Source organism: Streptomyces sp. NPDC037290, assembly GCF_055603245.1.
The window spans coordinates 281,786-302,408 of record NZ_JBVJVZ010000007.1 but is presented as its reverse complement, the minus strand read 5'-3'; the positions used below and the strand labels follow the sequence as shown (position 1 = coordinate 302,408).

General features: G+C 74.3%; 16 protein-coding genes, 2 tRNA genes and 1 other RNA gene. 7 read left to right on the top strand and 12 right to left on the bottom strand.

Translation table 11 applies throughout. The annotated features are described in order from the left end of the window. Positions 1-16: 16 nt before the first annotated feature. The 5 genes from ACZ7HQ_RS25645 (at position 17) to ACZ7HQ_RS25625 (ending at position 4,183) form a co-directional block, all read left to right on the top strand. Positions 17-961, top strand: coding sequence for an ABC transporter ATP-binding protein (locus tag ACZ7HQ_RS25645; RefSeq protein WP_470994192.1), 945 nt, complete (start codon positions 17-19; stop codon positions 959-961). A gap of 473 nt (positions 962-1,434) precedes the next feature. Next, on the top strand, positions 1,435-2,214 hold the full coding sequence (locus tag ACZ7HQ_RS25640) for an ABC transporter permease (protein ID WP_470994190.1): 780 nt from the start codon (positions 1,435-1,437) through the stop codon (positions 2,212-2,214). Next, positions 2,196-3,473 (top strand): sensor histidine kinase, encoded by a 1,278-nt coding sequence (locus ACZ7HQ_RS25635; RefSeq protein ID WP_470994187.1) that lies wholly within the window; start codon positions 2,196-2,198, stop codon positions 3,471-3,473. Before ACZ7HQ_RS25640 ends, ACZ7HQ_RS25635 begins: the two co-directional genes overlap by 19 nt. Beyond that, the gene (locus tag ACZ7HQ_RS25630) at positions 3,470-4,084 is read left to right on the top strand and encodes a response regulator (RefSeq protein WP_470994184.1); all 615 of its coding nucleotides are present in this window, start codon (positions 3,470-3,472) and stop codon (positions 4,082-4,084) included. The genes ACZ7HQ_RS25635 and ACZ7HQ_RS25630 overlap by 4 nt, the downstream gene beginning before the upstream one ends. Before the next feature lie 23 nt (positions 4,085-4,107). After that, positions 4,108-4,183 (top strand) — tRNA-Gly (locus tag ACZ7HQ_RS25625). A gap of 48 nt (positions 4,184-4,231) precedes the next feature. Here the strand turns inward: ACZ7HQ_RS25625 and ACZ7HQ_RS25620 are convergent. The 6 genes from ACZ7HQ_RS25620 to ffs all read right to left on the bottom strand — a co-directional run bounded on the left by ACZ7HQ_RS25620 (position 4,232) and on the right by ffs (position 12,946). Further along, positions 4,232-5,131 (bottom strand): phosphoribosylaminoimidazolesuccinocarboxamide synthase, encoded by a 900-nt coding sequence (locus ACZ7HQ_RS25620; RefSeq protein ID WP_470994181.1) that lies wholly within the window; start codon positions 5,129-5,131, stop codon positions 4,232-4,234. An 89-nt stretch (positions 5,132-5,220) separates the two neighbouring features. Next, positions 5,221-6,702: a N,N-dimethylformamidase beta subunit family domain-containing protein gene (locus tag ACZ7HQ_RS25615; protein ID WP_470994180.1), complete on the bottom strand. Its 1,482-nt coding sequence runs from the start codon at positions 6,700-6,702 to the stop codon at positions 5,221-5,223. 221 nt (positions 6,703-6,923) lie between these two features. Continuing rightward, on the bottom strand, positions 6,924-8,693 hold the full coding sequence (locus tag ACZ7HQ_RS25610; protein WP_470994177.1) for a M48 family metalloprotease: 1,770 nt from the start codon (positions 8,691-8,693) through the stop codon (positions 6,924-6,926). Positions 8,694-8,967: 274 nt separating this feature from the next. Next, positions 8,968-10,224, bottom strand: a complete 1,257-nt coding sequence (purD, locus tag ACZ7HQ_RS25605) for a phosphoribosylamine--glycine ligase (RefSeq protein ID WP_470994175.1) — start codon at positions 10,222-10,224, stop codon at positions 8,968-8,970. Between the two features lie 98 nt (positions 10,225-10,322). Next, on the bottom strand, positions 10,323-12,791 hold the full coding sequence (locus tag ACZ7HQ_RS25600; protein WP_470994173.1) for a DNA polymerase III subunit gamma and tau: 2,469 nt from the start codon (positions 12,789-12,791) through the stop codon (positions 10,323-10,325). A gap of 60 nt (positions 12,792-12,851) precedes the next feature. Next, positions 12,852-12,946, bottom strand: an RNA gene (gene ffs / locus ACZ7HQ_RS25595) — signal recognition particle sRNA small type. Positions 12,947-13,043: 97 nt separating this feature from the next. Here ffs and ACZ7HQ_RS25590 point away from each other — a divergent pair. Next, positions 13,044-13,131: transfer RNA gene (locus ACZ7HQ_RS25590), tRNA-Ser, on the top strand. 231 nt (positions 13,132-13,362) lie between these two features. Here the strand turns inward: ACZ7HQ_RS25590 and ACZ7HQ_RS25585 are convergent. From ACZ7HQ_RS25585 to ACZ7HQ_RS25560, 6 genes are all read right to left on the bottom strand, one after another. Continuing rightward, entirely contained in the window at positions 13,363-13,566 is a 204-nt protein-coding gene (locus ACZ7HQ_RS25585; protein ID WP_470994170.1) for a hypothetical protein, read from the bottom strand. A gap of 131 nt (positions 13,567-13,697) precedes the next feature. Continuing rightward, positions 13,698-15,473 carry a copper resistance CopC/CopD family protein gene (locus ACZ7HQ_RS25580; RefSeq protein ID WP_470994169.1) on the bottom strand — a complete coding sequence of 592 codons (1,776 nt, stop codon included), beginning with the start codon at positions 15,471-15,473 and terminating at the stop codon, positions 13,698-13,700. A gap of 58 nt (positions 15,474-15,531) precedes the next feature. Beyond that, positions 15,532-16,299 carry an SDR family NAD(P)-dependent oxidoreductase gene (locus tag ACZ7HQ_RS25575; protein WP_470994167.1) on the bottom strand — a complete coding sequence of 256 codons (768 nt, stop codon included), beginning with the start codon at positions 16,297-16,299 and terminating at the stop codon, positions 15,532-15,534. Further along, positions 16,296-16,775, bottom strand: coding sequence for a cupin domain-containing protein (locus ACZ7HQ_RS25570; RefSeq protein ID WP_470994164.1), 480 nt, complete (start codon positions 16,773-16,775; stop codon positions 16,296-16,298). Before ACZ7HQ_RS25570 ends, ACZ7HQ_RS25575 begins: the two co-directional genes overlap by 4 nt. Before the next feature lie 10 nt (positions 16,776-16,785). Beyond that, the gene (locus ACZ7HQ_RS25565) at positions 16,786-17,394 is read right to left on the bottom strand and encodes a GNAT family N-acetyltransferase (RefSeq protein WP_470994162.1); all 609 of its coding nucleotides are present in this window, start codon (positions 17,392-17,394) and stop codon (positions 16,786-16,788) included. After that, the gene (locus ACZ7HQ_RS25560; RefSeq protein WP_470994159.1) at positions 17,391-19,577 is read right to left on the bottom strand and encodes a penicillin acylase family protein; all 2,187 of its coding nucleotides are present in this window, start codon (positions 19,575-19,577) and stop codon (positions 17,391-17,393) included. Before ACZ7HQ_RS25560 ends, ACZ7HQ_RS25565 begins: the two co-directional genes overlap by 4 nt. A 333-nt stretch (positions 19,578-19,910) precedes the next feature. Between ACZ7HQ_RS25560 and ACZ7HQ_RS25555 the strand changes: the two genes are divergently transcribed. After that, complete coding sequence (locus tag ACZ7HQ_RS25555; protein ID WP_470994157.1) at positions 19,911-20,504, top strand: HhH-GPD-type base excision DNA repair protein; 594 nt, start codon at positions 19,911-19,913, stop codon at positions 20,502-20,504. The last annotated feature ends 119 nt before the right edge of the window (positions 20,505-20,623 follow it).

The window sequence follows — 20,623 nt, the reverse complement described above, 5'->3', positions numbered from 1 at the left end:
CCGGGACGCTGGCTGTATGCACTACGACGAACACGAACACGTGATTGAGGTCACCGACCTCAGGCGCGTCTACGGGGGCGGGTTCGAGGCGGTACGGGGAATCAGCTTCTCCGTGGCCCGCGGGGAGATCTTCGCCCTGCTCGGCACCAACGGGGCGGGCAAGACCTCGACGGTCGAACTGATGGAGGGCCTCGCCGCGCCCGCCGGGGGCCGGGTCCGGATCCTCGGCCACGATCCCTGCCGGGAGCGGGCGGCCGTGCGCCCCCGCACCGGCGTGATGCTCCAGGAGGGCGGCTTTCCGGCCGAACTGACCGTCGCCGAGACCGCCCGGATGTGGGCGGGCTGCACGAGCGGGGCACGGCCGGAGGCGGAGGTGCTGGAACTGGTCGGGCTCGCGGACAAGCACCGGGTACGGGTCAAGCAGCTGTCCGGCGGCGAGCGGCGCCGGCTCGACCTGGCGCTCGCCCTGCTCGGCGATCCCGAGGTGCTGTTCCTCGACGAGCCGACGACCGGGCTCGACGCGGAAGGCCGCCGGGACACCTGGGAGTTGGTGCGCGCGCTGCGCGACGCGGGCACGACCGTGCTCCTCACCACGCACTACCTGGAGGAGGCCGAGGGCCTCGCCGACCGGCTGGCGATCCTGCACGAGGGCCGGATCGCCGCCTGCGGAACCCCGGCCGAGGTCACCGCGGGCCGGCCGTCCCGGATGACCTTCGAACTGCCCGCCGGCTACTTCCTCGGCGACCTGCCACCACTGGCCGACCTCGGCGTCTGCGCCCACGAGAGCGACGGAAGGGTCGTACGGCTGCAGACCACCGCGCTGCAGCAGACCGCGACCGGCGTACTGACCTGGGCCGCACGGGCGGGTGTCGAACTGCGCGCGCTGGACGTGCGGTCGGCGTCGCTGGAGGAGGCGTTCCTGGGGATCGCACGCGAACAGGCACAGGGGGTGGCGGCATGAACGGCGCGAAAGCGGGAGCGGCCGGGGCCGGAGCGGGTCTCACCGCCGAAGCGGGTCTCGCCGTCGGAGGCGGTAGCGGGGCCGAAGTGGGCGCGAAGGGACGCGAGGTGAACCGAGGTCCGGGTGCCGGGGCCGGAGCGGGCCTCGCGGCCGGAGCGGGTCTCGCCGCCGGAGCCCGTCTCGCCGTCGGAGGCGGTAGCGGGGCCGAAGTGGGCGCGAAGGGACGAGAGGTGAACCGAGGTCCGGGTGCCGGGGCCGGAGCGGGCCTCGCGGCCGGAGCGGGTCTCGCCGTCGGAGGCGGTAGCCGGGCCGCAGGACGCGTCGGCGAGTGGGGCGGTGGCGAAGTCGGAACAGGGCTCGGAGACGCAGCACGCGTCGGAGATGCAGCCGGCCTCGGAGACGGGGGTGCTGGTGAGGTTGGAGTGGGGGAACGCGGCGTGAGTGACGTCGGGACAGCGGGTCGGGTTGGCGGCGTGCGGAGCGGCGGGCAGGCGGTGACGGGGCGGCGGCTGTGGGCGTTGGCCCGCGCCGAACTGGCCCTGCTCGCCCGCAACCGCGGAGTCGTGTTCACCGCGCTGGCCGTGCCGCTGCTGCTGCCGATCAGCATGCGGCCCGCCATCGACCAACTGGACCTGAAGAAGCAGGGGCTGACCATCGGCACCACCCTGCTGACGACCGCGGTCGGCTTCTCCTTCCTCTTCGCCGTCTACACCTCCCTGGTCAACGCCTACGTCGCCCGCCGTGAGGAACTCGTCCTCAAGCGGCTGCGCACCGGCGAGCTCTCCGACGCCGAGATCCTCACCGGCACCGCCCTGCCCGCCCTCGGCATCGGCCTCGTCCAGGCGCTGTTGCTGTGCGCCGGGTGCGCGGCCCTGCTGCACACCGGCGCGCCCAGGGCGCCGTACCTGATCCTGCCCGGGCTGCTGGCCGGTTTCCTGGTCAGTGCCGCCCTCGGCGCGTTGACCGCGTCCTTCACCCGCAGCGTGGAGAGCAGCCAGGTCACCGCGATGCCCGTCATGCTCCTGTCGATGCTCGGCTCCGGGATCACCGTTCCGACCGAGGTCCTGCCCGACAAGCTGGCCGCCGTCTGCGAACCGCTGCCGCTGTCCCCGGCGATCCGGCTCTTCCGCGGCGGCTGGACGGGCCAGTTGAGCACGGGCGAGACCCTGACCGCCCTGACGACCGCGCTGGCCTGGGCGATCATCGCGGTGTTTGCTGTACGACGGTGGTTCCGGTGGGAGCCACGGCACTGAGCACGGGGGAACACATGGTGGGGCGGATACGCCGGTGGCAGCAGCGGCACTGGGGGGCACGCAGCAAGGCCGAGCGGGTCGAGCTGTACAGCCTCCTCACCTGGTACTGCACGGTCTGGTTCATCATGGTCTGCTGGGTGCTGCTGCCGCTGCCCGCCGGTCTGGCCCACCGGCCCGTGGCGCTCGTCCTCGGCGCCCTCCTCGCCGTCGTGGCCATCCTGCAGTGCGCGCTCACGAACCGGCTCACCAGGCCCGTGCTCGACCACTACCTGGGGCGGGCCGAGCTGCCGGCCGGTGCCCACCGCGCACCGGCCGTCCTGCTCGGGCTGGCGCTGGCGCTGCTCGTGGCGCTCGCCGGCCTGGACGCGGCGACCCCGATGACGGTCAGGTTCGCGATCAGCGGCGTCCTGCTGCCGTTCGGGCTGCTGTACGGACTCCTGGTTCCGGTCAGGACGTACCTGCGCCGGTCGGCGGTGTTCACGGTCCTGTTCCCGGCCGCCGTCGGGGTCGCCGACCAGGACGGTCCGGGCCTGGTGGCGACCGGTGTCACGATCGTCTTCCAGGGGCTCTTCGCGCTGCTCGCCGGCCGCTGCGGCGCCTGGACCCTCGCCGTGCTGTGGGAGGCGGAACGGGCCCGCGAGGTGGAGACCCGGCTCGCCGTCGCCGAGGAGCGGCTGAGGTTCGGGCGGGATCTGCACGACGTGCTCGGGCGGAACCTGTCCGTGATCTCGCTCAAGAGCGAGCTGGCCGTCCAACTCGCGCGGCGGGGGCAGCCCGCGGCCGTCGAGCAGATGATCGAGGTGCAGCGCATCGCGCAGGAGTCGCAGCGGGAGGTACGGGCCGTCGTACGCGGCTACCGGGAGGCCGACCTCGGGGTCGAACTGGCCGGTGCACAGGGTGTGTTGACCGCCGCCGGGATCGACTGCGAGGTCAGCGCGGAGACGGCGGGGCTGCCCGCCGAGGTGCAGTCCGCGCTCGGCTGGGTGGTGCGCGAGGCGACCACCAACGTGCTGCGGCACGGGGATGCCGGGCGCTGCACGCTGTGTCTGCGGGTGTCGGAGGGACGTGTGGTGCTGACGGTGGAGAACGACGGACTGGCCGGAACCCCCCACGGGGGTGGGGGTTCCGGTCTCGCCGGGCTGCGGGAGCGGCTCGCGGCCGTCAGCGGGACCTTGGAGGCCGGAGTGGTCGACGGGGCTCGGTTCCGTGTGGTGGCGAAGGTGCCGCTGGGAGAGAAAGCGAGTGAAGTCACGTCATGAGCACTCCGGTACGGCTGTTGCTCGCCGACGACGAACATCTGATCCGGGGGGCGCTCGCCGCGCTGCTGTCGCTGGAGGACGATCTCCTGGTCGTCGCGGAGGCGGCCAGCGGCCCCGAGGCGCTGGCGATGGCGCGGGCCCACGAACCCGACGTGGCCGTGCTCGATCTGCAGATGCCGGGCGCCGACGGTGTGAAGGTCGCCACATCCCTGCGGACCGAACTGCCCGGCTGCCAGGTGCTGATCGTCACCGGGCACGGGCGGCCGGGGCATCTGAAACGGGCGCTCGCGGCCGGTGTGCGGGGGTTCGTCCCGAAGACGGTCAGTGCTCAGCGGCTCGCCGAGATCATCCGGACCGTGCATGCCGGAAACCGCTATGTGGACCCGGAGTTGGCGGCCGACGCGATCTCCGCCGGGGACTCGCCGCTGACCGCGCGGGAGGCCGAGGTGCTGGAGCTGGCGGCCGAGGGAGCACCGGTCGCGGAGATCGCCGAGCGGGCCGCGCTGTCGCCGGGGACCGTGCGGAACTACCTCTCCTCGGCCGTCACGAAGCTCGGCGCCGAGAACCGGCATGCGGCAGTGCGTCTCGCACGGGAGCGAGGTTGGGTATAGTTGCTCTCGCGCCACGGCGCAACGCGGACGTAGCTCAGTTGGTAGAGCGCAACCTTGCCAAGGTTGAGGTCGCGAGTTCGAGCCTCGTCGTCCGCTCCAGAAAAGGCCCCCGGTCTCCCGGGGGCCTTTCGCGTTCCCGCTCGGGGGTCACGCCCAGCTCAGGCCCGTCAGCCGCTCGTACGCCTCCGCGTACTTCTGCCGGGTCGCTTCCACGACCTGCCGCGGCAGCGGCGGCGGGGGCTGCTCGCTCTTCCGGTCCCAGCCGGACTCCGCCGAGGTCAGCCAGTTCCGGACGAACTGCTTGTCGTACGACGCCTGGGCCCGGCCCGGCTGCCACTGGTCGGCCGGCCAGAAGCGGGAGGAGTCCGGGGTGAGGACCTCGTCGGCGAGGACCAGGGTGTCCCCGTCGAAGCCGAACTCGAACTTGGTGTCGGCCAGGATGATCCCCCGCTCGCGGGCGATGTCCCGGGCGCGGGAGTACACGGCGAGGGTGCTCTGGCGCAGCTGGGCGGCCGTCTCGGCGCCGACCTGGCGGGCGACCTCCTCGTAGGAGACGTTCTCGTCGTGCTCGCCGACCTCGGCCTTGGTGGCCGGGGTGAAGATCGGGCCGGGCAGTTCGGAGCCGTCGACGAGGCCTTCGGGGAGGGCGAGGCCGCAGACCGTACGGGACTCGTTGTACTCCAGCAGGCCCGAACCGGTGAGGTAGCCGCGGGCCACGCACTCGACCGGGACCATCTTCAGCTGTTTGCAGACCAGCGTGCGGCCCGCCCAGTCGGCGGGGGCGCCCTCGGGCACCTCGGTGCTGATCACATGGTTCGGGGCCAGGTCGCGCAGCTGGTCGAACCACCACAGGGAGAGCTGGGTGAGGATGCGGCCCTTGTCGGGGATCTCCGTGGGCAGCACCCAGTCGTAGGCGGACATGCGGTCGCTGGCGACCATCACGAGGTCGCCCGCCTCGTTCTGGTACAGCTCGCGCACCTTTCCGGTGTGCAGGTGCACCAGGCCCGGAACCTCGATCGGCTCGGGCTTTTCTACGAATCCGGACACGGTTCCTCCCCGTGGTTCTGTCCAAGTGCCTCGATTCTCCCTTATGGGGGTGATGGGTTTCGGCCAGGGGGTCGTGTCGTCGCTGGTGATCAGTCGCGTTTGCAGATGCGGTCCAGCAGGTTCGCCGTGGCCCGCTGGATCCGGGGGTCCACATGGCCGGGGCGGTCCAGGGAGGGCGACCAGGCGAAGGTGCCGGAGGCGAAGACCCAGGCGCCGGAGGGGGCGCGGTAGAGGGAGGTCTCCTGGTGGCGCAGGGCGCCCTCGCCGTCCGTGTACGGGGAGTGGGCCAGCAGGATGCGCTCCTCGTGCGCGGGCAGCGCGGTGCGCGGGAAGTACCGGTCGGCCTCGCCGGCGACCAGACCCTCGATCTCGTCGCCCTCGTGCGCTCCGGTCGCCTCCCACAGCCAGTGGTCGGCGTTGCGGACGATCAACGGGTGCGGCTCCGGCACCCGGCCCGCGTACTGAATGCCGACCAGCTGCTGCTCGGGCCGGTCGATCTCGCGCCACAGCACCGGTTTGCCGGGGCCCTTGCGCTTGCGGCAGGTCAGCAGCCGGTCCGGGACGCCGGACGGGGACGGGCCCAGCTCCACCTGCCAGTACATGGTGTTGGCGGAGAGGAAGACCAGCGAGGTGCCCCGGTCCCGGGCGTCCTCGACGGCCCGGCGCATCGGCACCGACCAGTACTCGTCGTGGCCGGGGAAGACCAGACCCCGGTAGCGGGAGGTGTCGACACGGCCGGCGTGCAGGTCGCGGGCGTCGGCGTAGGCGAGGTCGTAGCCGTAGCGCTCGGCCCAGCGGATGAAGTCGTAGGCGTGGCCGACGTGCAGGGGCAGGCCCGCGCCCGCGTAGGGGCGGTCGAAGGAGATGGTGGTCGCCGCGTCGGCCTCGCCGAGGAGGCGGCCCTTGTGGTCCCAGGCGTGGTAGAGGCTGGCGCCGGTGCGGCCGTCCTCCGGATACAGGTTGTACGCCTGCCAGGTGATGTCCGGGAGCAGCAGGAGCAGGTCGGCGGGATGGTCGTCGCGGACCGTGAACGGCACGTGGGAGCGGTAGCCGTCGGCGGTGGTGAGGACGGCCACGTGGGCGCCGATGCGCCAGTGGACGGGCACCTGGAGGCGCCAGGACAGCCACCAGTGGTGGCAGGAGACCGTGCGGTCGGCGGTCAGCGGCGGGGGCTGGACGATGCCGGACAGCCGCGGGCTGGTGGTGATCTTGGAGGCGCCGTCGCCGCCGTAGTGGCCGATCCGGTAGACGTCGACGCTGAACTCCTGGGGCGGGTCGACCGTGATGTGGAAGTCGATCGCCTGGCCGGGCCTGACCGCGCCGGTGGACGTGAAGCCCTTGATCTGGCGGTGCACGTCGTCGGCCGAGCGGGGGCCGGGGACGCGGGGGACGGTGCCGACGCCGGTCAGGTGCTGCGGGCTCGGGTCTACGTACCAGGGCACGACATGCCCGGTGTCGTCGAAGTAGGTCTCACTGCCGCGCAGCCAGGGCACCGGGCCCTGGCCGAACGGGTCCGTGACAGCGTGTGCGAGCGCTCCGGACTCCCAGCGGCGAATGTGGTCCGAGGCCATGGTCGTCCCCTCCCTCATGCCCCCGTGTCGTCCTGTCTCGGTGATGCTCGCTGTGCTCGGTGGTGCACCCCGGGCTCGGCCGTGCTGTCGTATGTCGCACGCCTTTGCCAGGTGCGTGGTCGCTCCCAGCACATCACATAACGCACGGGCTCGGTCACTAGTCGTTGCGAATTGACCTGAAGTGGAAGGCGGAGTTCCCGTTGAACCGGCGCTACGGGCTGCTAAACGAGCCGTACGGGCTTCTCCGGGCGTATCCCGGACGCGGCCAGCCAGTCGCGCAGCGGGCCCGGATCTCCCTCTTCGATCAGGCTGAGCACCCTGGGCGAGAGGTCGGCGGCACGCTCGCCGCCCAGCAGCAGGGAGGGACCGTCCAGCCAGTCCAGGGCGGGGACCGCGCCGGCCGTGTCGACGGCCGCGCAGCACACCATCGCCATGACGTGGTCGGTGAGCAGGTCGCGGGCCGTGCGTGGGGGCTGCAGCGGCAACAGGGGCAGACCGCCGTCGCCCCACAGGGCGCTCCCGGGGCTCTGGCCGGAAGCGGTCGCCCCTCTGGGCGCAGCCGCCTCCTCACGGGCCAGCTCGGCGCTCAGGCCGGCGGCGAGGGTGGCGCTGCGTTCCCTGCCGGGGGTGTCCGGCGCCGGCTCCGGCTCGGCCTCGGCGGGTATGCCGGCCACCGGGCCGGTCGCCGGGAGCTTTGGCGTTGCTGTCTGCGGACCGGGCTCGGTGAGGTGGTCCAGGACGCGGGCCAGAGTGGGGCCGCCGGGGTTGGGTGCTGCGGGGTCGAGCGAGTGGCGTACGCCCAGGGCGTCCAGGACGCGGTGCAGGCGGGCCGCCTCGGCGCGCCAGGTGCGGTCCACGACCTCCTCCGGATACGCCTGCCAGTCCACCGGCGCCCAGTCCGGGCCGGACTCCGCCGGGCCGCCGTGGAACAGCCGCGCGGCGAGCAACGAGGTGGCCTCGTCCACCGCGCCGGGCTCCTCCAGCAGGTCACAGGCGGGGCGCTCGCCGAGCCGGGAGGTGAAGCCCTCGGCCAGGCGGTCGCGCCGGGACAGCTCGGTGAGCGCCGACACCACGCCCGCGTCCAGCCCGGAGGGCCAGCGCCCCATCCGCCAGGCGGGCAGCGCGACCCGGGTCAGCAGCCGGTCCCAGCCGGCGTAGGCGAGGCCGACCTGTTCCTGGGCGACGATCCGCAGGCCGTAGTCGACGGCCTGGGCCCGCTCGGCCGCCGCCGCGGCGACCCCGCGCTCCATCTGCGTCGCGTGCTCCTGGCAGCCGCGCAGCAGCAGCCGGGCCACCCAGCCGAGAGCCGCGCACACGCCCCGGGTCACCGGACAGCGCCCCGGTGTCGAGGCGACCGCGACCGCCGCGTCCAGGCCGCGCACGAAGCGCCGCGCGGCTGCTATGTCCGGGTGCGCCGAGGGGCCCGTACCGGCGATGACCGGGGCGAGGACCGCGCGCAGCTCGCCGACCCGCATCCACCACAGGAACGGGGATCCGATGACGAGCACGGGCGCGACGGGGACCCTGCGCCGGCCCGGGCCGGCTATCTCGTCGGGCGCGGGGCGCGGGGGCGGGCCGTGGGCCGAGTGCGTGCGGTCCTCCAGCCAGCTGTCGCAGTCCGGGGTGAGCGCTATGGCCGAGGGGACCGGGACGTCCAGGCGGTCGGCGAGGTCGCGCACCATCCGGTACAGGTCGGGGGCCGACTGCTCCGGGACCGGCACCGTCGGGCTGACGGCAGGGCGGGCCCTGGCCACGACCGCGGCGACACCCGTGGCGGCCAGCAGCACCAGCACGGCGAACACGCCGACGGCCCAGCGGGCGGCGTCCCAGCCCCGGCCCACGAAGTGGCCGGTGGAACCGCCGGCCAGCAGGATCACCGCGGCGGCCGCGGGCAGCAGGGCCACGGCCAGCGCCCGGCCCCGGACCCGCAGTACGGCGAGGGCCCGGGTACGCGCGGCCTGTGCGCCCGCCTCCGCACCGATTCCGGTCACGTGCCGACCTCACCCCCTCGCTGCCGTTGCCGTGCCGACCTGGTGGTGCTCACTCCCCCACTGTGGCACCCGACACTGACATCGCAATGCCGGTGGGCCAAGTGCCGGAACGCTTGCGCGGCACCCTAGTTGGGGCCCCGGCCCCCGTCAGCCGTATGGGCCATCGCTCACTCGATGGAATGGCTCTGGTCAAAGGTGGGCGACAGACAGCAAAGATCAGGCCCCGGATTCCGGATCCGGGGCCTGAGGGTCGTGCCGGCGGCGGCAGGGCAGGTCAGGAGCCTTCCTGCGCCGCCTTCGCGGCGATGTCGGTGCGGTGCTGGGAGCCGTCCAGGCGGATCCGGCCCACCGCCCGGTACGCCCGCTCGCGCGCCTCGGTCAGGTCCGTTCCGGTGGCGGTGACGGACAGCACGCGCCCGCCCGCGCTGACGACGGCGTCGCCGTCCCGCTTCGTCCCGGCGTGCAGCACGTACGCGTGCGGGGCGTCCTCGGCGGCGACCTCGTCCAGACCGGTGATCGGGTCGCCGGTGCGAGGGGTGCCGGGGTAGTTGTGCGAGGCGACGACGACGGTGACGGCCGCGTCCTCGCTCCAGCGCAGGGGCGGCAGATCGGCGAGGTTGCCGGTGGCGGCGGCCATCAGGAGGCCGGCCAGCGGGGTGTTCAGCCGGGCCAGCACGACCTGGGTCTCGGGGTCGCCGAAGCGGGCGTTGAACTCGATGACCCGGACGCCGCGGCTGGTGATCGCCAGGCCCGCGTAGAGGAGCCCGGAGAAGGGGGTGCCGCGGCGGTGCAGCTCGTCCACGGTCGGCTGCAGGACCGTCTGCAGCACCTCGTCGACCAGCTTCGGCTCGGCCCACGGCAGCGGCGAGTACGCCCCCATGCCGCCGGTGTTCGGACCCTCGTCGCCGTCCAGGGCGCGCTTGAAGTCCTGGGCGGGCTGGAGCGGTACGACCGTCTCGCCGTCGGTGACCGCGAAGAGGGACACCTCGGGGCCGTCCAGGAACTCCTCGACGACGACCCGTTCGCAGGCGGCCGCGTGCGCCTTGGCGGCGTCCAGGTCGGAGGTGACGACCACGCCCTTCCCGGCGGCGAGGCCGTCGTCCTTGACGACGTACGGGGCGCCGAAGGCGTCGAGGGCCTCGGCGGCCTCCTCGGCGGTCGTGCACACGTAGGAGCGGGCGGTCGGCACCCCGGCCGCCGCCATGACGTCCTTGGCGAAGGCCTTGGAGCCCTCCAGGCGCGCGGCCTCCTTCGAGGGGCCGAACACCGGGATGTCCACCGCGCGGACGGCGTCGGCCACACCGGCGACCAGCGGGGCCTCCGGGCCGACGACGACCAGGTCGGCACCGAGGCCGACGGCCAGCTCGGCGACCGCCTTGCCGTCGAGCGCGTCGACCTGGTGCAGCTCGGCGACCTCGGCGATGCCGGCGTTGCCGGGAGCGCAGTGCAGCGCGGTGACGTCGGGGTCGAGGGACAGGGAGCGGCACAGGGCGTGTTCGCGGGCGCCGCTGCCGATGACGAGGACCTTCACGGGGGTCAGCCTAATGGCAAGGTTGCCGAAGGCCGGGGGCCGGGTTTGTTGGACTTTCCTCCAAACCGGCTCCGCGTGGCCCGCTGGGGCTCGGCCGGCTACTCGTTCGAAAACTCCTCCACCACGGTCGCCCCCAGCTCCCGGACGATCAGCTCGTGGCCGGAGAGGGCCGACTCGTCGAGGTCCGGGTCGTCGTCCTCGGGGATGTCGTCCTCGGGCGCGACGGGGGCCGGCTCGGGCGCCGCGGCCGGCTGGGGGGCGGGGGCGGGTGCCGCGGGAGAGGACCCGGAGCCGAACTGCGGGGCCGCGGGCGCCTGCGGGGCCGGCTGGGGAGCCGCGGGGCGGGGTGTGCCCGGGGCACCGTAGCCGCCACCGGCGGGAGAGGCGCCGTAGCCGCCCGCGGTGGACGGGGGTGCGGACCCGCCGCCGGACGGGTCGACGACCGCCTCGATCTTCCACTGCACGTTGAACTGCTCGGCCAGCGCCGCCCGCAGCACGTCCTCGCTGCCACTGCTCGCGAAGTTGTCCCGGGCGCCGGCGTTGACGAAGCCGAGGTGGAGGGTGGTGCCGTCGAAGCCGGTCACCTGGGCGTTCTGGCTGAGCAGGATCCAGGTGAAGCGGCGGCGGTTCTTGACGGCCTCCAGGATGTTGGGCCAGAGCACACGGGGGTCGAGGCCGCCGGCGGGGGCGGCCGCGACCGGGGCCGGGGCCGCGGGGGCCGCCTGCGCGGGGCCGCCCGTCTGGGGCTGCGGCGGAGCGGGGGCCCTGCCGGGGGCGTGGCCGGGGCCCTGGCCCTGCTGCCCGCCGGCCGGCGTCGCGGCCGTGGGCCAGCCACCGGGGCGCCGGCCGCTACCGGCGGCAGCGGCGGTGGGCCAGGCGCCCGGAGCGGCGGCGGGCGGGCTGGAGGGGCCGGCCGGGGCCGGGGAGGCGGCCGGCGCGCCGGGGGGCGCGGAGGACGGCGGCGGGGCCGGGGTGGCGGGCTCGGGTGCGGGGGCGGCCGGGGCGGGCGCTGCCGGGGCCGCGGGGGTCGCAGGGGACGTGGGAGTCCCAGGGCCGGTGGGGGCGGGGGCAGCCGGGGCCGGGGCACCGGCACCCTCGACGCCGGGAGCGCCGGCACCCGGAGCACCGGAACCGGAATCGCCGGCGCCGTGCCCCGCGGCACCCGGACCACCCGCGCCCTGGGCACCGGCACCGTGCCCCTGAACGCCGGGAGCGCCGGCACCACCGGTGCCCGGGCCGTTGGACGCCCGCACCGCCGCGCGAGCCGCCGCCGGGCCGCCGCCGGGCGGTACGGCGGGCGTGCCGGGGTGCACGGGGGCACCGGGGGGCGGCACGAGGGCGCCGCCGGTGTGGGCCCCGGGGCCGGGGACGTAGCCCATGGCAGGGGCGCCGGCTCCGCCCGAGAAGTTGACGCCGCGTTCGAGGCGGTCGAGGCGGGCCATCACCGACCGCTCGTCGCCGTAGGCGGCGGGGAGGAGCACGCGCGCGCAGATCAGTTCCAGCTGGAGGCGGGGCGAGGTGGCGCCGCGCATCTCGGTCAGGCCGCCGTTGACGAGGTCGGCGGCGCGGCTCAGCTCGGCGGCGCCGAAGGTGGAGGCCTGGGCCTGCATGCGTTCCAGGACGTCGGCCGGGGCGTCGATGAGCCCCTTCTCCACGGCGTCCGGCACGGCGGCCAGGATCACCAGGTCGCGCAGCCGCTCCAGCAGGTCGGCGACGAAGCGCCGCGGGTCGTTGCCGCCCTCGATGACGCGGTCCACGACCTCGAAGGCGGCGGCCCCGTCACCGGTGGCGAAGGCCTCGACGACGGAGTCGAGAAGAGAGCCGTCGGTGTATCCGAGGAGGGAGGTGGCCATGGCATACGTCACACCCTCCGCCCCGGCACCGGCGAGGAGCTGGTCCATGACGGACATGGAGTCACGCACCGAGCCCGCGCCGGCGCGCACGACGAGGGGCAGCACGCCCTCCTCGACCGGGATGTCCTCCTTCTGGCACACCTCGGCGAGGTACTCCCGCAGGGTGCCGGGCGGCACGAGCCGGAAGGGGTAGTGATGGGTCCGGGACCGGATGGTGCCGATGACCTTCTCGGGCTCGGTGGTGGCGAAGATGAACTTCAGATGCTCCGGCGGCTCCTCGACGACCTTCAGCAGCGCGTTGAAGCCGGCCGACGTGACCATGTGGGCCTCGTCGATGATGTAGATCTTGTACCGGCTGCTCGCGGGGCCGAAGAACGCCTTCTCGCGCAGCTCACGGGCGTCGTCCACGCCACCGTGCGAAGCCGCGTCGATCTCGATGACGTCGATCGAACCCGGCCCGTTCCGAGCGAGGTCGCGGCAGGACTGGCACTCCCCGCAGGGGGTCGGGGTGGGGCCTTGCTCACAGTTCAGGCAGCGGGCGAGGATCCGCGCGCTGGTCGTCTTGCCGCAGCCGCGCGGACCGCTGAACAGGTACGCGTGATTGACCCGGTTGTTCCGCAGCGCCTGCTGCAGCGGGTCGGTGACATGCTCCTGCCCGATGACCTCGGCAAAGGTCTCCGGGCGATAGCGGCGGTACAGCGCGAGAGACGACACGCATACGAGGTTATAGGCGCCCACTGACAACCGGCTCCGGCCGCGGACGCCCCGGGAAACGCAAGGGCCCCCCACGCACCCGCCAGAGCCGACCTACCCTTGCTGCCTTCCGGCCCTGGGGGAGTTCAGTCAGATAGCGCCGCGTGAGGGGCTGCGCCCACAGTACCCGATCGCGGCCCGCGGGCTGTAACGGATACGGGCCTGCGGGAACGGGTTCGCGAGCACTCCCCTCGGTCATGTAATGTTTCCGGCGGAGGATTCGCCTAGAGGCCTAGGGCGCACGCTTGGAAAGCGTGTTGGGGGCAACCCCTCACGAGTTCGAATCTCGTATCCTCCGCCAGTGCCTCACCGGGCACGATGTCGAAGGGCCCCACCGCTTGCGGTGGGGCCCTTCGACGTTGTCCGTCTCGGCATGGTCCCCGTCACCTGCATGTACCGGCCCCGCATCGGGGCCGCTCCCCCGGGCTCCCCACCCATGATCGAATCGATCACGACGTCCGGAACGCCGCGGATCAGCAGGACACCCGCGTCCCGCAGAAGCCTCTTCCCTTCCCAACCAGTAGGCCGCCGATCAGGAGGAGAAGCCTCGTCCGTACTCCTCGGGCCCGACGGTGAAGTCGTTCGGACGATCACGGCGTAGTTCCTCGTACCGAGCCGCGAACACGTCGATGGCTTCATGAATCGTGCAGCCCAGCGTTTCGCGGATCACCTTGATCGCAAAGATGATCCGGTGATCGAGGATGTCGCGGTCGACGGTTGCCGGCAGTGCGGTCACGGGTCCCCCAAAGTCGCTGTACAGCAGCGGAGTACAGCAACCTCACAGACCGCAGTCAACCGAGTAAGACCCCTGCCACCCTTGCTGAACAGCCCATTGATCCTCAGCGCCGCCGGACCGGCGTCTTCCGGCTACCGCGTCACCCGCACCGGCGCCGACACCGTCACCTGGTCCACCTCCGACACCCGTACCGTCACCCTCATCGTCCAGGTGCCCGGCAGGGGGAGGTCGAAGGAGTCGGCCGCCCAGTAGCCGCCCCGGTCGGTGACCCTGGCGTCCAGGGGGCCGATCCTCCGGCCGGCCAGCGTGAAGGCGACACGGAGTTCGGGGACCGCGGACAGGCCGCCGTCCGGGCCGTAGACCACCGCCTGGACGGAGGTCCGGCCCACGCGGCCCGGGTCAAGGGTGACCTGGACCCTGCCGCGGCCCCCGGGGGTGCCCACGTCGAAGGGGACCGTGGCGACGGAGGCCGTCGGGATGCCGCTCGCCGGTGCCGCGTCCTGCGCCGCCTCGGTGGCCGTCCGGCCGGGCACCGTGCTCGTCAGGAGGGTCGTCAGGGCCAGCACCACCACGCCGACGGCCGCCTCCGCCAGCACCGAGCGGCGCAGGAGGTGGACGGGCAGCTGCGGGGGCGGCGCGGGGGATTCCGCGGGGAGCGGGGGACCCATGGCCGGTTCGAGGACGCGGACGGAGGGTGTCGTCTCCCTCGCCCGGGCCGGCGTCAGGCGAGCCGTCCAGCTGCGGGAGCAGGCCGCGGCCAGCAGCAGCGCGGTGACCGCCGCGAGTTTGGCCAGCAGGGTGCGGCCGTACGTCGTGTCCGTGAGCGCCTGCCACGAACCGAGGCCGCGCCAGGACTGGTAGACGCCGGTCAGGACCAGCACCGTCACCGAGGCGAGGGCCAGGCGCGAGAAGCGGGCCGGGACCGAGGCCGGCAGGGCCGGCGTGCGGTACAGCACCCTCAGCAGCGCGGCCAGTCCGCCCAGCCAGCCGGCCATGGCCAGCAGATGGAGGGTGGCGGCGGTGATCGCCAGCGGGACCTGGAGACCCACCGAGGCGTGTTCGGCCGCCGACCAGGTCAGGGCGAGGGGCAGGGACAGGGCCGCGGCCACGAGGAGCGTTGCGCGGCGCGGGAGCCTCCTGCGGCGGGCCCTCAGCAGGGCCACGGCGGCTGCCGCGAGAAACAGCAGCGCCAGCCGGGCGAGCAGGAGGGCGCCGGGGCGGCCGGTGGCCGCGTGCGAGAGGGCGCGCAGGGAGAGGGCGTGCGCGGGGGAGGTGCCCTCCTCGTACGGGGTGCGCAGGACGAACAGGAAGGCCGTCGAGGCGACCAGGGTCCAGGCGGCGGCCAGGGCGGGGGTGCGCAGCGGGGCCGCGGCGGGCGGGCGGCAGTACGCCACGAACGCGGCCGTGCCGAGCAGGAGGGCCAGGCAGAGGTAGGCGAGCCAGCGGGCGATGTTGTACAGGGCCGCCGTGGCGGGGTTCTCGGTGGAGTCGGGGGCCGGGCTCACGGTCGTCGCCGAGCGTGAGCCGACCGAGAAGGTCAGCGCGCCGGACACCGGGTGGCTGTCCGCCGACACCACCCGCCAGGCGACCGTGTAGGTGCCGGTGGCGAGCTTGGCCGGGAGGGAGACGCGGGCGGTGTCCGAACGGTCCGGGGCGTGCTCGGCGGGGCCCGTGCGCATCTGGTGGTTGCGGGGGTCGTAGACGCGGAAGGAGTCGGTGAGCAGGCCGACCGACTCGGTGAAGGTCAGGGTGACGTGCCGGGGCGCCGTGCGCACGACGCTGCCGTCGCCGGGGTCGCTGGTGCGCAGGGCCGCGTGCGCCGACGCGGGGGCCGCGCCGAGCAGGGGCAGCAGGAGGCCCGCGCAGAGCAGGGTCAGCCCGCGCCACCACCGGTGTGCCTCGCGCACCTCGTCCCTCCCTCGCCGCGTGCCCTCCGTACGAGTACGCAGAGATCGGCCGCAGTGCTCACCACGTCGGCCGCGCCGAGATGCCGCCGTCCACGGTCAGGTCGTGGCCGGTGATCCAGCGGGCGAGCGGCGAGGCCAGGAAGACACAGGCGTCGGCCACGTCCTCGGGGCGGCCCAGACGGCCGGTGGGGGCGGCGGCCAGCCACCGGCGTACGCCGTCCGGCCAGGCCTCGGCCAGGCCCTCCCGGTCGATGAGGCCGGGCGAGACGGTGTTGACGCGGATGCCGTCGGGCCCGTACTCCAGGGCGGCCGCGCGGGCGTGCACGACCACCGCCGCCTTGGCCGAGCCGTAGTGGGCGTGGCCGGGCGCGGGGTGGGCGGCCTCGATGGAGGCGATGTGGGTGACGGTACCGCCGCCGTGGGTGCGCATGTGCGCGGCGGCGGCCTGGGTGCAGGCGAAGACGCTGGTGAGGTCGGTGTCGACGACCGTGCGCCACTCGGCCGCCGTCATCCCGGGCAGGGGCTGGACGGGCTGGACCGCCGCGTTGTTGACGAGGGCGGTGAGCCGGCCGCCGGACCAGTCCGTCACCTGCCCGACCAGACGGCGGCAGGCCTCCTCGTCCGTCAGGTCCGCCCGGAGGACGACGGCCTCGCCGCCCGATGCCCGGATCCCGGCCGCCACTTCCCGGGCCGCGCCCAGCGCCGTACGGCAGTGGAGGGCCACCGCCGCGCCCTCCTCGGCGAAGCGCAGCGCGATGGCACGACCGATGCCGCCGCCCGCGCCCGTCACCAGGGCGGTCTGCCCGTCGAGCAGGTTCCTGTTCATGGGCGGGACAGTTCCGCGATCCGGGCGGCCTCGGACGGGTAACGCGCCGTGAGGTCGGCCGCGTTCCCGTGTTCGTAGTCCGCGTAGGTGAATCCGGGCGCCATCGTGCAGCCGAAGAGCGCCCACGCGCCGCCCGGTGCCACCCGCGCCCCCATCCAGGTGCGGGCCGGCACGGTCAGCTGGACGTGCTGGCCGGACAGCGGGGCGGGGCCGAGGACCTCGGTGCGGGTGGTGCCGTCGGGGGCGAGGAGCAGCAGGTGGAGCGGGTCGCCGAGGTAGAAGTGCCAGATCTCGTCGGTGGGCAGGCGGTGCAGGGCGCTGTAGTCGTCCGCGGTGAGCAGGGCGACGATGGCGGAGCCCGCGGGGCGGCCGTCGGCCCGCTCCGGTCCCTCCCAGGTACGGCGGAACAGACCGCCCTCGCGGGGGATGGGTTCGAGGCCGTAGTGGGTGATCAGCTCCTCGGGCGTGGTCGTCACCCGGGAAAGGCTAGTGCCCCGGCTCCCCCGGCAGGGCCACCGTCCGTTCCAGGAAGGCGAGTTGGGCGTGCTTCTCGGGCAGGTACACGTCGGGGAGGTCCACCTCCGGGAGGACGACCGACGGGCCGCGCACGAAGCCCTGGCGTTCGAAGCGGGCGATCGCCCTGGCGTTGCGTACGTCGGGGTCGGCCACGAGCCGCCGCCGGTCCAGGGCGCGCAGCGCGAACGTCGTCATCACGGCCAGCAGCGCCGAGGTCCAGCCGGGGCGCGGGCCGTCGGGGCCGGCGGGGGCGAGGAGGACGTGGACGCCGAGGTCGCCGGGCCGGACGTCGTAGCACTCGCCGACCCGGTCCGCGGCCGGCTCGTACGTCTGGAGCAGCGCCGCCGGTGCGCCGTCCTTGGTGACGAGGTGCGCGTGGTGGGTGTCGAGGCCGGCCATGTGGGCGTAGACGCCGGCGACCTGGTCCCGGGTGAGGCCGTGCATGCCCCAGAAGACGGCGCGCTCCTCGCTGACCCAGCCGTGGATCACGTCCGCGTCGGACGCCGGGTCGAGGGGGCGGACACGGACGGTGCCGAAGCCGTCGACGTGCTGTTGGTAGGGGGTGGTGGGGTCGGTCATCGGGTTTCCTCGGTGCGTTCCAGGGGGGTCAGCAGGGTCCAGTCGGTGACGACCGGGGCCAGTTTCCCCTCGAGCCACAAGGGGAGTTGGTCACGGTGGTGGGCGGTGCCGGGGACGCCGTCGGCGCCGAACGGGACCACCCAGCGGCTGGCCGCGCGGTCCGCCAGGTCCCAGACGTACCGGGCGGCGGGGCCGCGTGCGGCGCGGTCGGTGAGGCCGGGCACGGCGGAGGTGCACAGCACGCAGTCGTGGTCGCCGGCGAGGCCGGGTTCGTCGTACGGCTCCCCCGGCAGCGCCTTCCAGGGCGCGAGGCGGTGGCTGTCGGACCAGGTGCCGGGCGGGGGCGCGGCGGCCACCTCCTCCAGGGCCGCGCGGACGGTGGCCGGGCGGTCGATGCCGTACAACTCCTCGGCGCGCAGCAGGTGTTCGAGGGCGTACCCGATGCGCGGGACCAGGGCCAGCCAGGGCAGCAGGACCTCCGGGTAGGCCGGGGGTTCGGCGAGCGGGGCGAACACCGGGTGGGCGGCGAGCCGGCGTACGACGGCGGAGCGCACGGCCGCGTAGGCGGCCGCGTCGGTGCTGTCGGCGTCCATGCGGCGGTTCCAGGCGAGCAGGCGGTCGCGCAGCCGGGCCGCCTCGGGGCCGAGGCCGTCCAGGGCGGCGAGACGGTCCAGCAGGGGGCCGGCGGAGGCGAGGTGGGTGTCGGTGTGGACCGCGGACATGGCGTCGGCCGTCCAGGTGGGGCGCGCGTCGAGGAGGGCACGGATGCGGTCGGCGCGGTGCGGTGGGGCGAACTCGACACCGAGGGGGGTGGCCGGCCCGCGCTGGTTGGCCATCACCGCGATGCCGTCCGGCACGGGGGCGTACGGGCTCCTGTGCCAGCCGTGCCAGTCGTGGCCGGGGTGCCAGGCCGGGACCGGGTGGAGGCGGTTGGCCCGGGCTCGCACGGGGACGCGCCCGGCGACGCGGTGGAGGGTACCGCCCTGGGTGTCGGCGGCCTGTACGACGTTGACGGGCTCGGCCCAGGCGTCCAGGGCGCGGTCCACGTCGGCGACCGTGCGGGCCCGGAGCAGCGGAAGCAGGGCGCTGAAGCCGAGGTCCGCTGTGACGCGGGGCGGGTGGCGCAGGGCCAGGGCGGTGTTCTCGCCTGCGCCGTCCGTGCCGCTCTGGTCGTCGGGTGCGGGTGGCCCCGGTGGGTGGTGCGCGCCGTCGGTGGCCCGCGGGCCGTACGACCGGGTCGAGGTGAGACCCGCCGCCAGGCCCTCCGGCCCCCCTGCGATCACCGGCCCCCGTTCCGTCTCGATCACCTCGACCTCGATCGGCGGCTCCCCCGCGATCCCGACGGTCTCCGTGTGCCGTGCGGCCCGGTGCCAGTGGCCGTCCGGGCCGAGGGCCTGCACACCCGCGCCGGTGCGCCGCAGCCGTTCGCGGTAGAGGTCCTGGTAGTCGGCCATGGCGTTGGTGATGGCCCAGGCGACCGTGCCGGTGTGGCCGAAGTGGGCGATGCCGGGGACGCCGGGCACGGCCAGGCCGACGACGTCGAACTCGGGGCAGGACAGGCGGATCTGCTGGTAGACGCCGGGGTCCTCGATGAAGCGGTGCGGGTCGCCGGCGATCAGGGCGTGGCCGGTGGCGGTGCGGGCGCCGGAGACGAGCCAGCCGTTGCTGCCCGCGGTGCCCGGGCCGTCGGTGGCGAACAGGCCGACGGCGTCGGGGCCGAGGTGCCGGATCGCCTGCTCGCGCCAGAGCTTGGCCGGGAAGCCGGCGAACAGGATGTGGGTGGCGAGCCAGACGCCGAGCGGGGTCCAGGGCTTCCAGCGGCCGGCGGCGAGAGCGGTGCGGGTGAACTCGGGGGCGCGGCGGGACCCCTCGGGCAGGCCCGCGTTGACGCCGTCGACGTACGCGCGGACCCAGCCGGCCGTCTCGGCATCCCGGCGTTCCAGCGCGGCGAAGCAGCGGCGGGCGGTGTCGTCGAGGCGGGCCCGGCGGGCGAGGACGTCCCAGGAGAGCGCGCCGGCGCCCAGGAAGGAGGCCGAGGTTCCCTGGGCGCGGTGGCGTTCGACCTCCAGTTGCCAGGCGCGGTCCAGCGCGGTCACCCGGCCCTGGGCCCAGGCCAGTTCGCGGGCGCCGGAGGCGCGCAGATGGGGGATGCCCCACGGGTCGCGGAAGATCTCGGTGGTCACCCGGGCACCCCTTCATTTTAGGTAAGCCTTGCCTAACTTTCCACTGTGGGGGAATCGTACGCGAGGTGCGCGGGGCCGAGCGCCGGGGGGCGCACAACCATTCGAGTGCATCAGGGGTCCAGTGGCCTCGGCTCGGCCGGAGGAGCGGTGACGAACGGCTCCGTCGCCGTCTCCGGCGCGAGCGCCGGCGTCACCGTCCGCTCCACCGGCGACACCACCGGCGGCTTCGGTGCCGCGCTGCCCAGCACCGCGGTGACCCGGTAGGCACCGCGGTGACCCGGTAGCGGACCCGCCCCGGCGGCGGGCGGACGTCGGGCGAGGCATGATCGGCACATGGACGTCACCCTGCACCTCGCCCAGGACCCCGAGGCCGACGCGCTCCTCGGGCGCAGTCCGCTCGCCGCGCTGGTGGGCATGCTGCTCGACCAGCAGGTCCCGATGGAGTGGGCGTTCAAGGGTCCGGCGACCATCGCGCAGCGCATGGGCGCCGATGACCTGGACGCCCATGAGATCGCCGCCCGGAACCCGGAGGCCTTCGCCGCCCTGCTCGCCGAGAAACCGGCCGTGCACCGCTATCCGGGCTCGATGGCCAAGCGGATCCAGCAGCTGTGCCAGTACCTCGTCGAGCACTACGGCGGGGACGCGGAAGAGGTGTGGCGGGGCGTCGGCAGCGGCGCCGAGCTGCTGAAGCGGCTCGAGGAGCTGCCGGGGTTCGGCAAGCAGAAGGCGCAGATCTTCCTCGCGCTGCTCGGCAAGCAGCTCGGGGTCACCCCCAAGGGCTGGCGGGAGGCCGCGGGCGCGTACGGCGAGCCGAAGTCCTTCCGCTCCGTCGCCGACATCACCGGACCCGACTCGCTGGCGAAGGTCCGCGCCCACAAGCAGGAGATGAAGGCCGCGGCGACGGCGGCGAAGGCCGCCGGCCACTGAGCCGGCAAGGGTGCGCCGCGTCTTCGGCGGCGGGTGCGTGGGGGGGCGCGCAGTTCCCCGCCCCTCGGCCGGCACAGTCGCCCGCGTGAAGAGGCGTCCCCCGGACACCGCCTCACCCG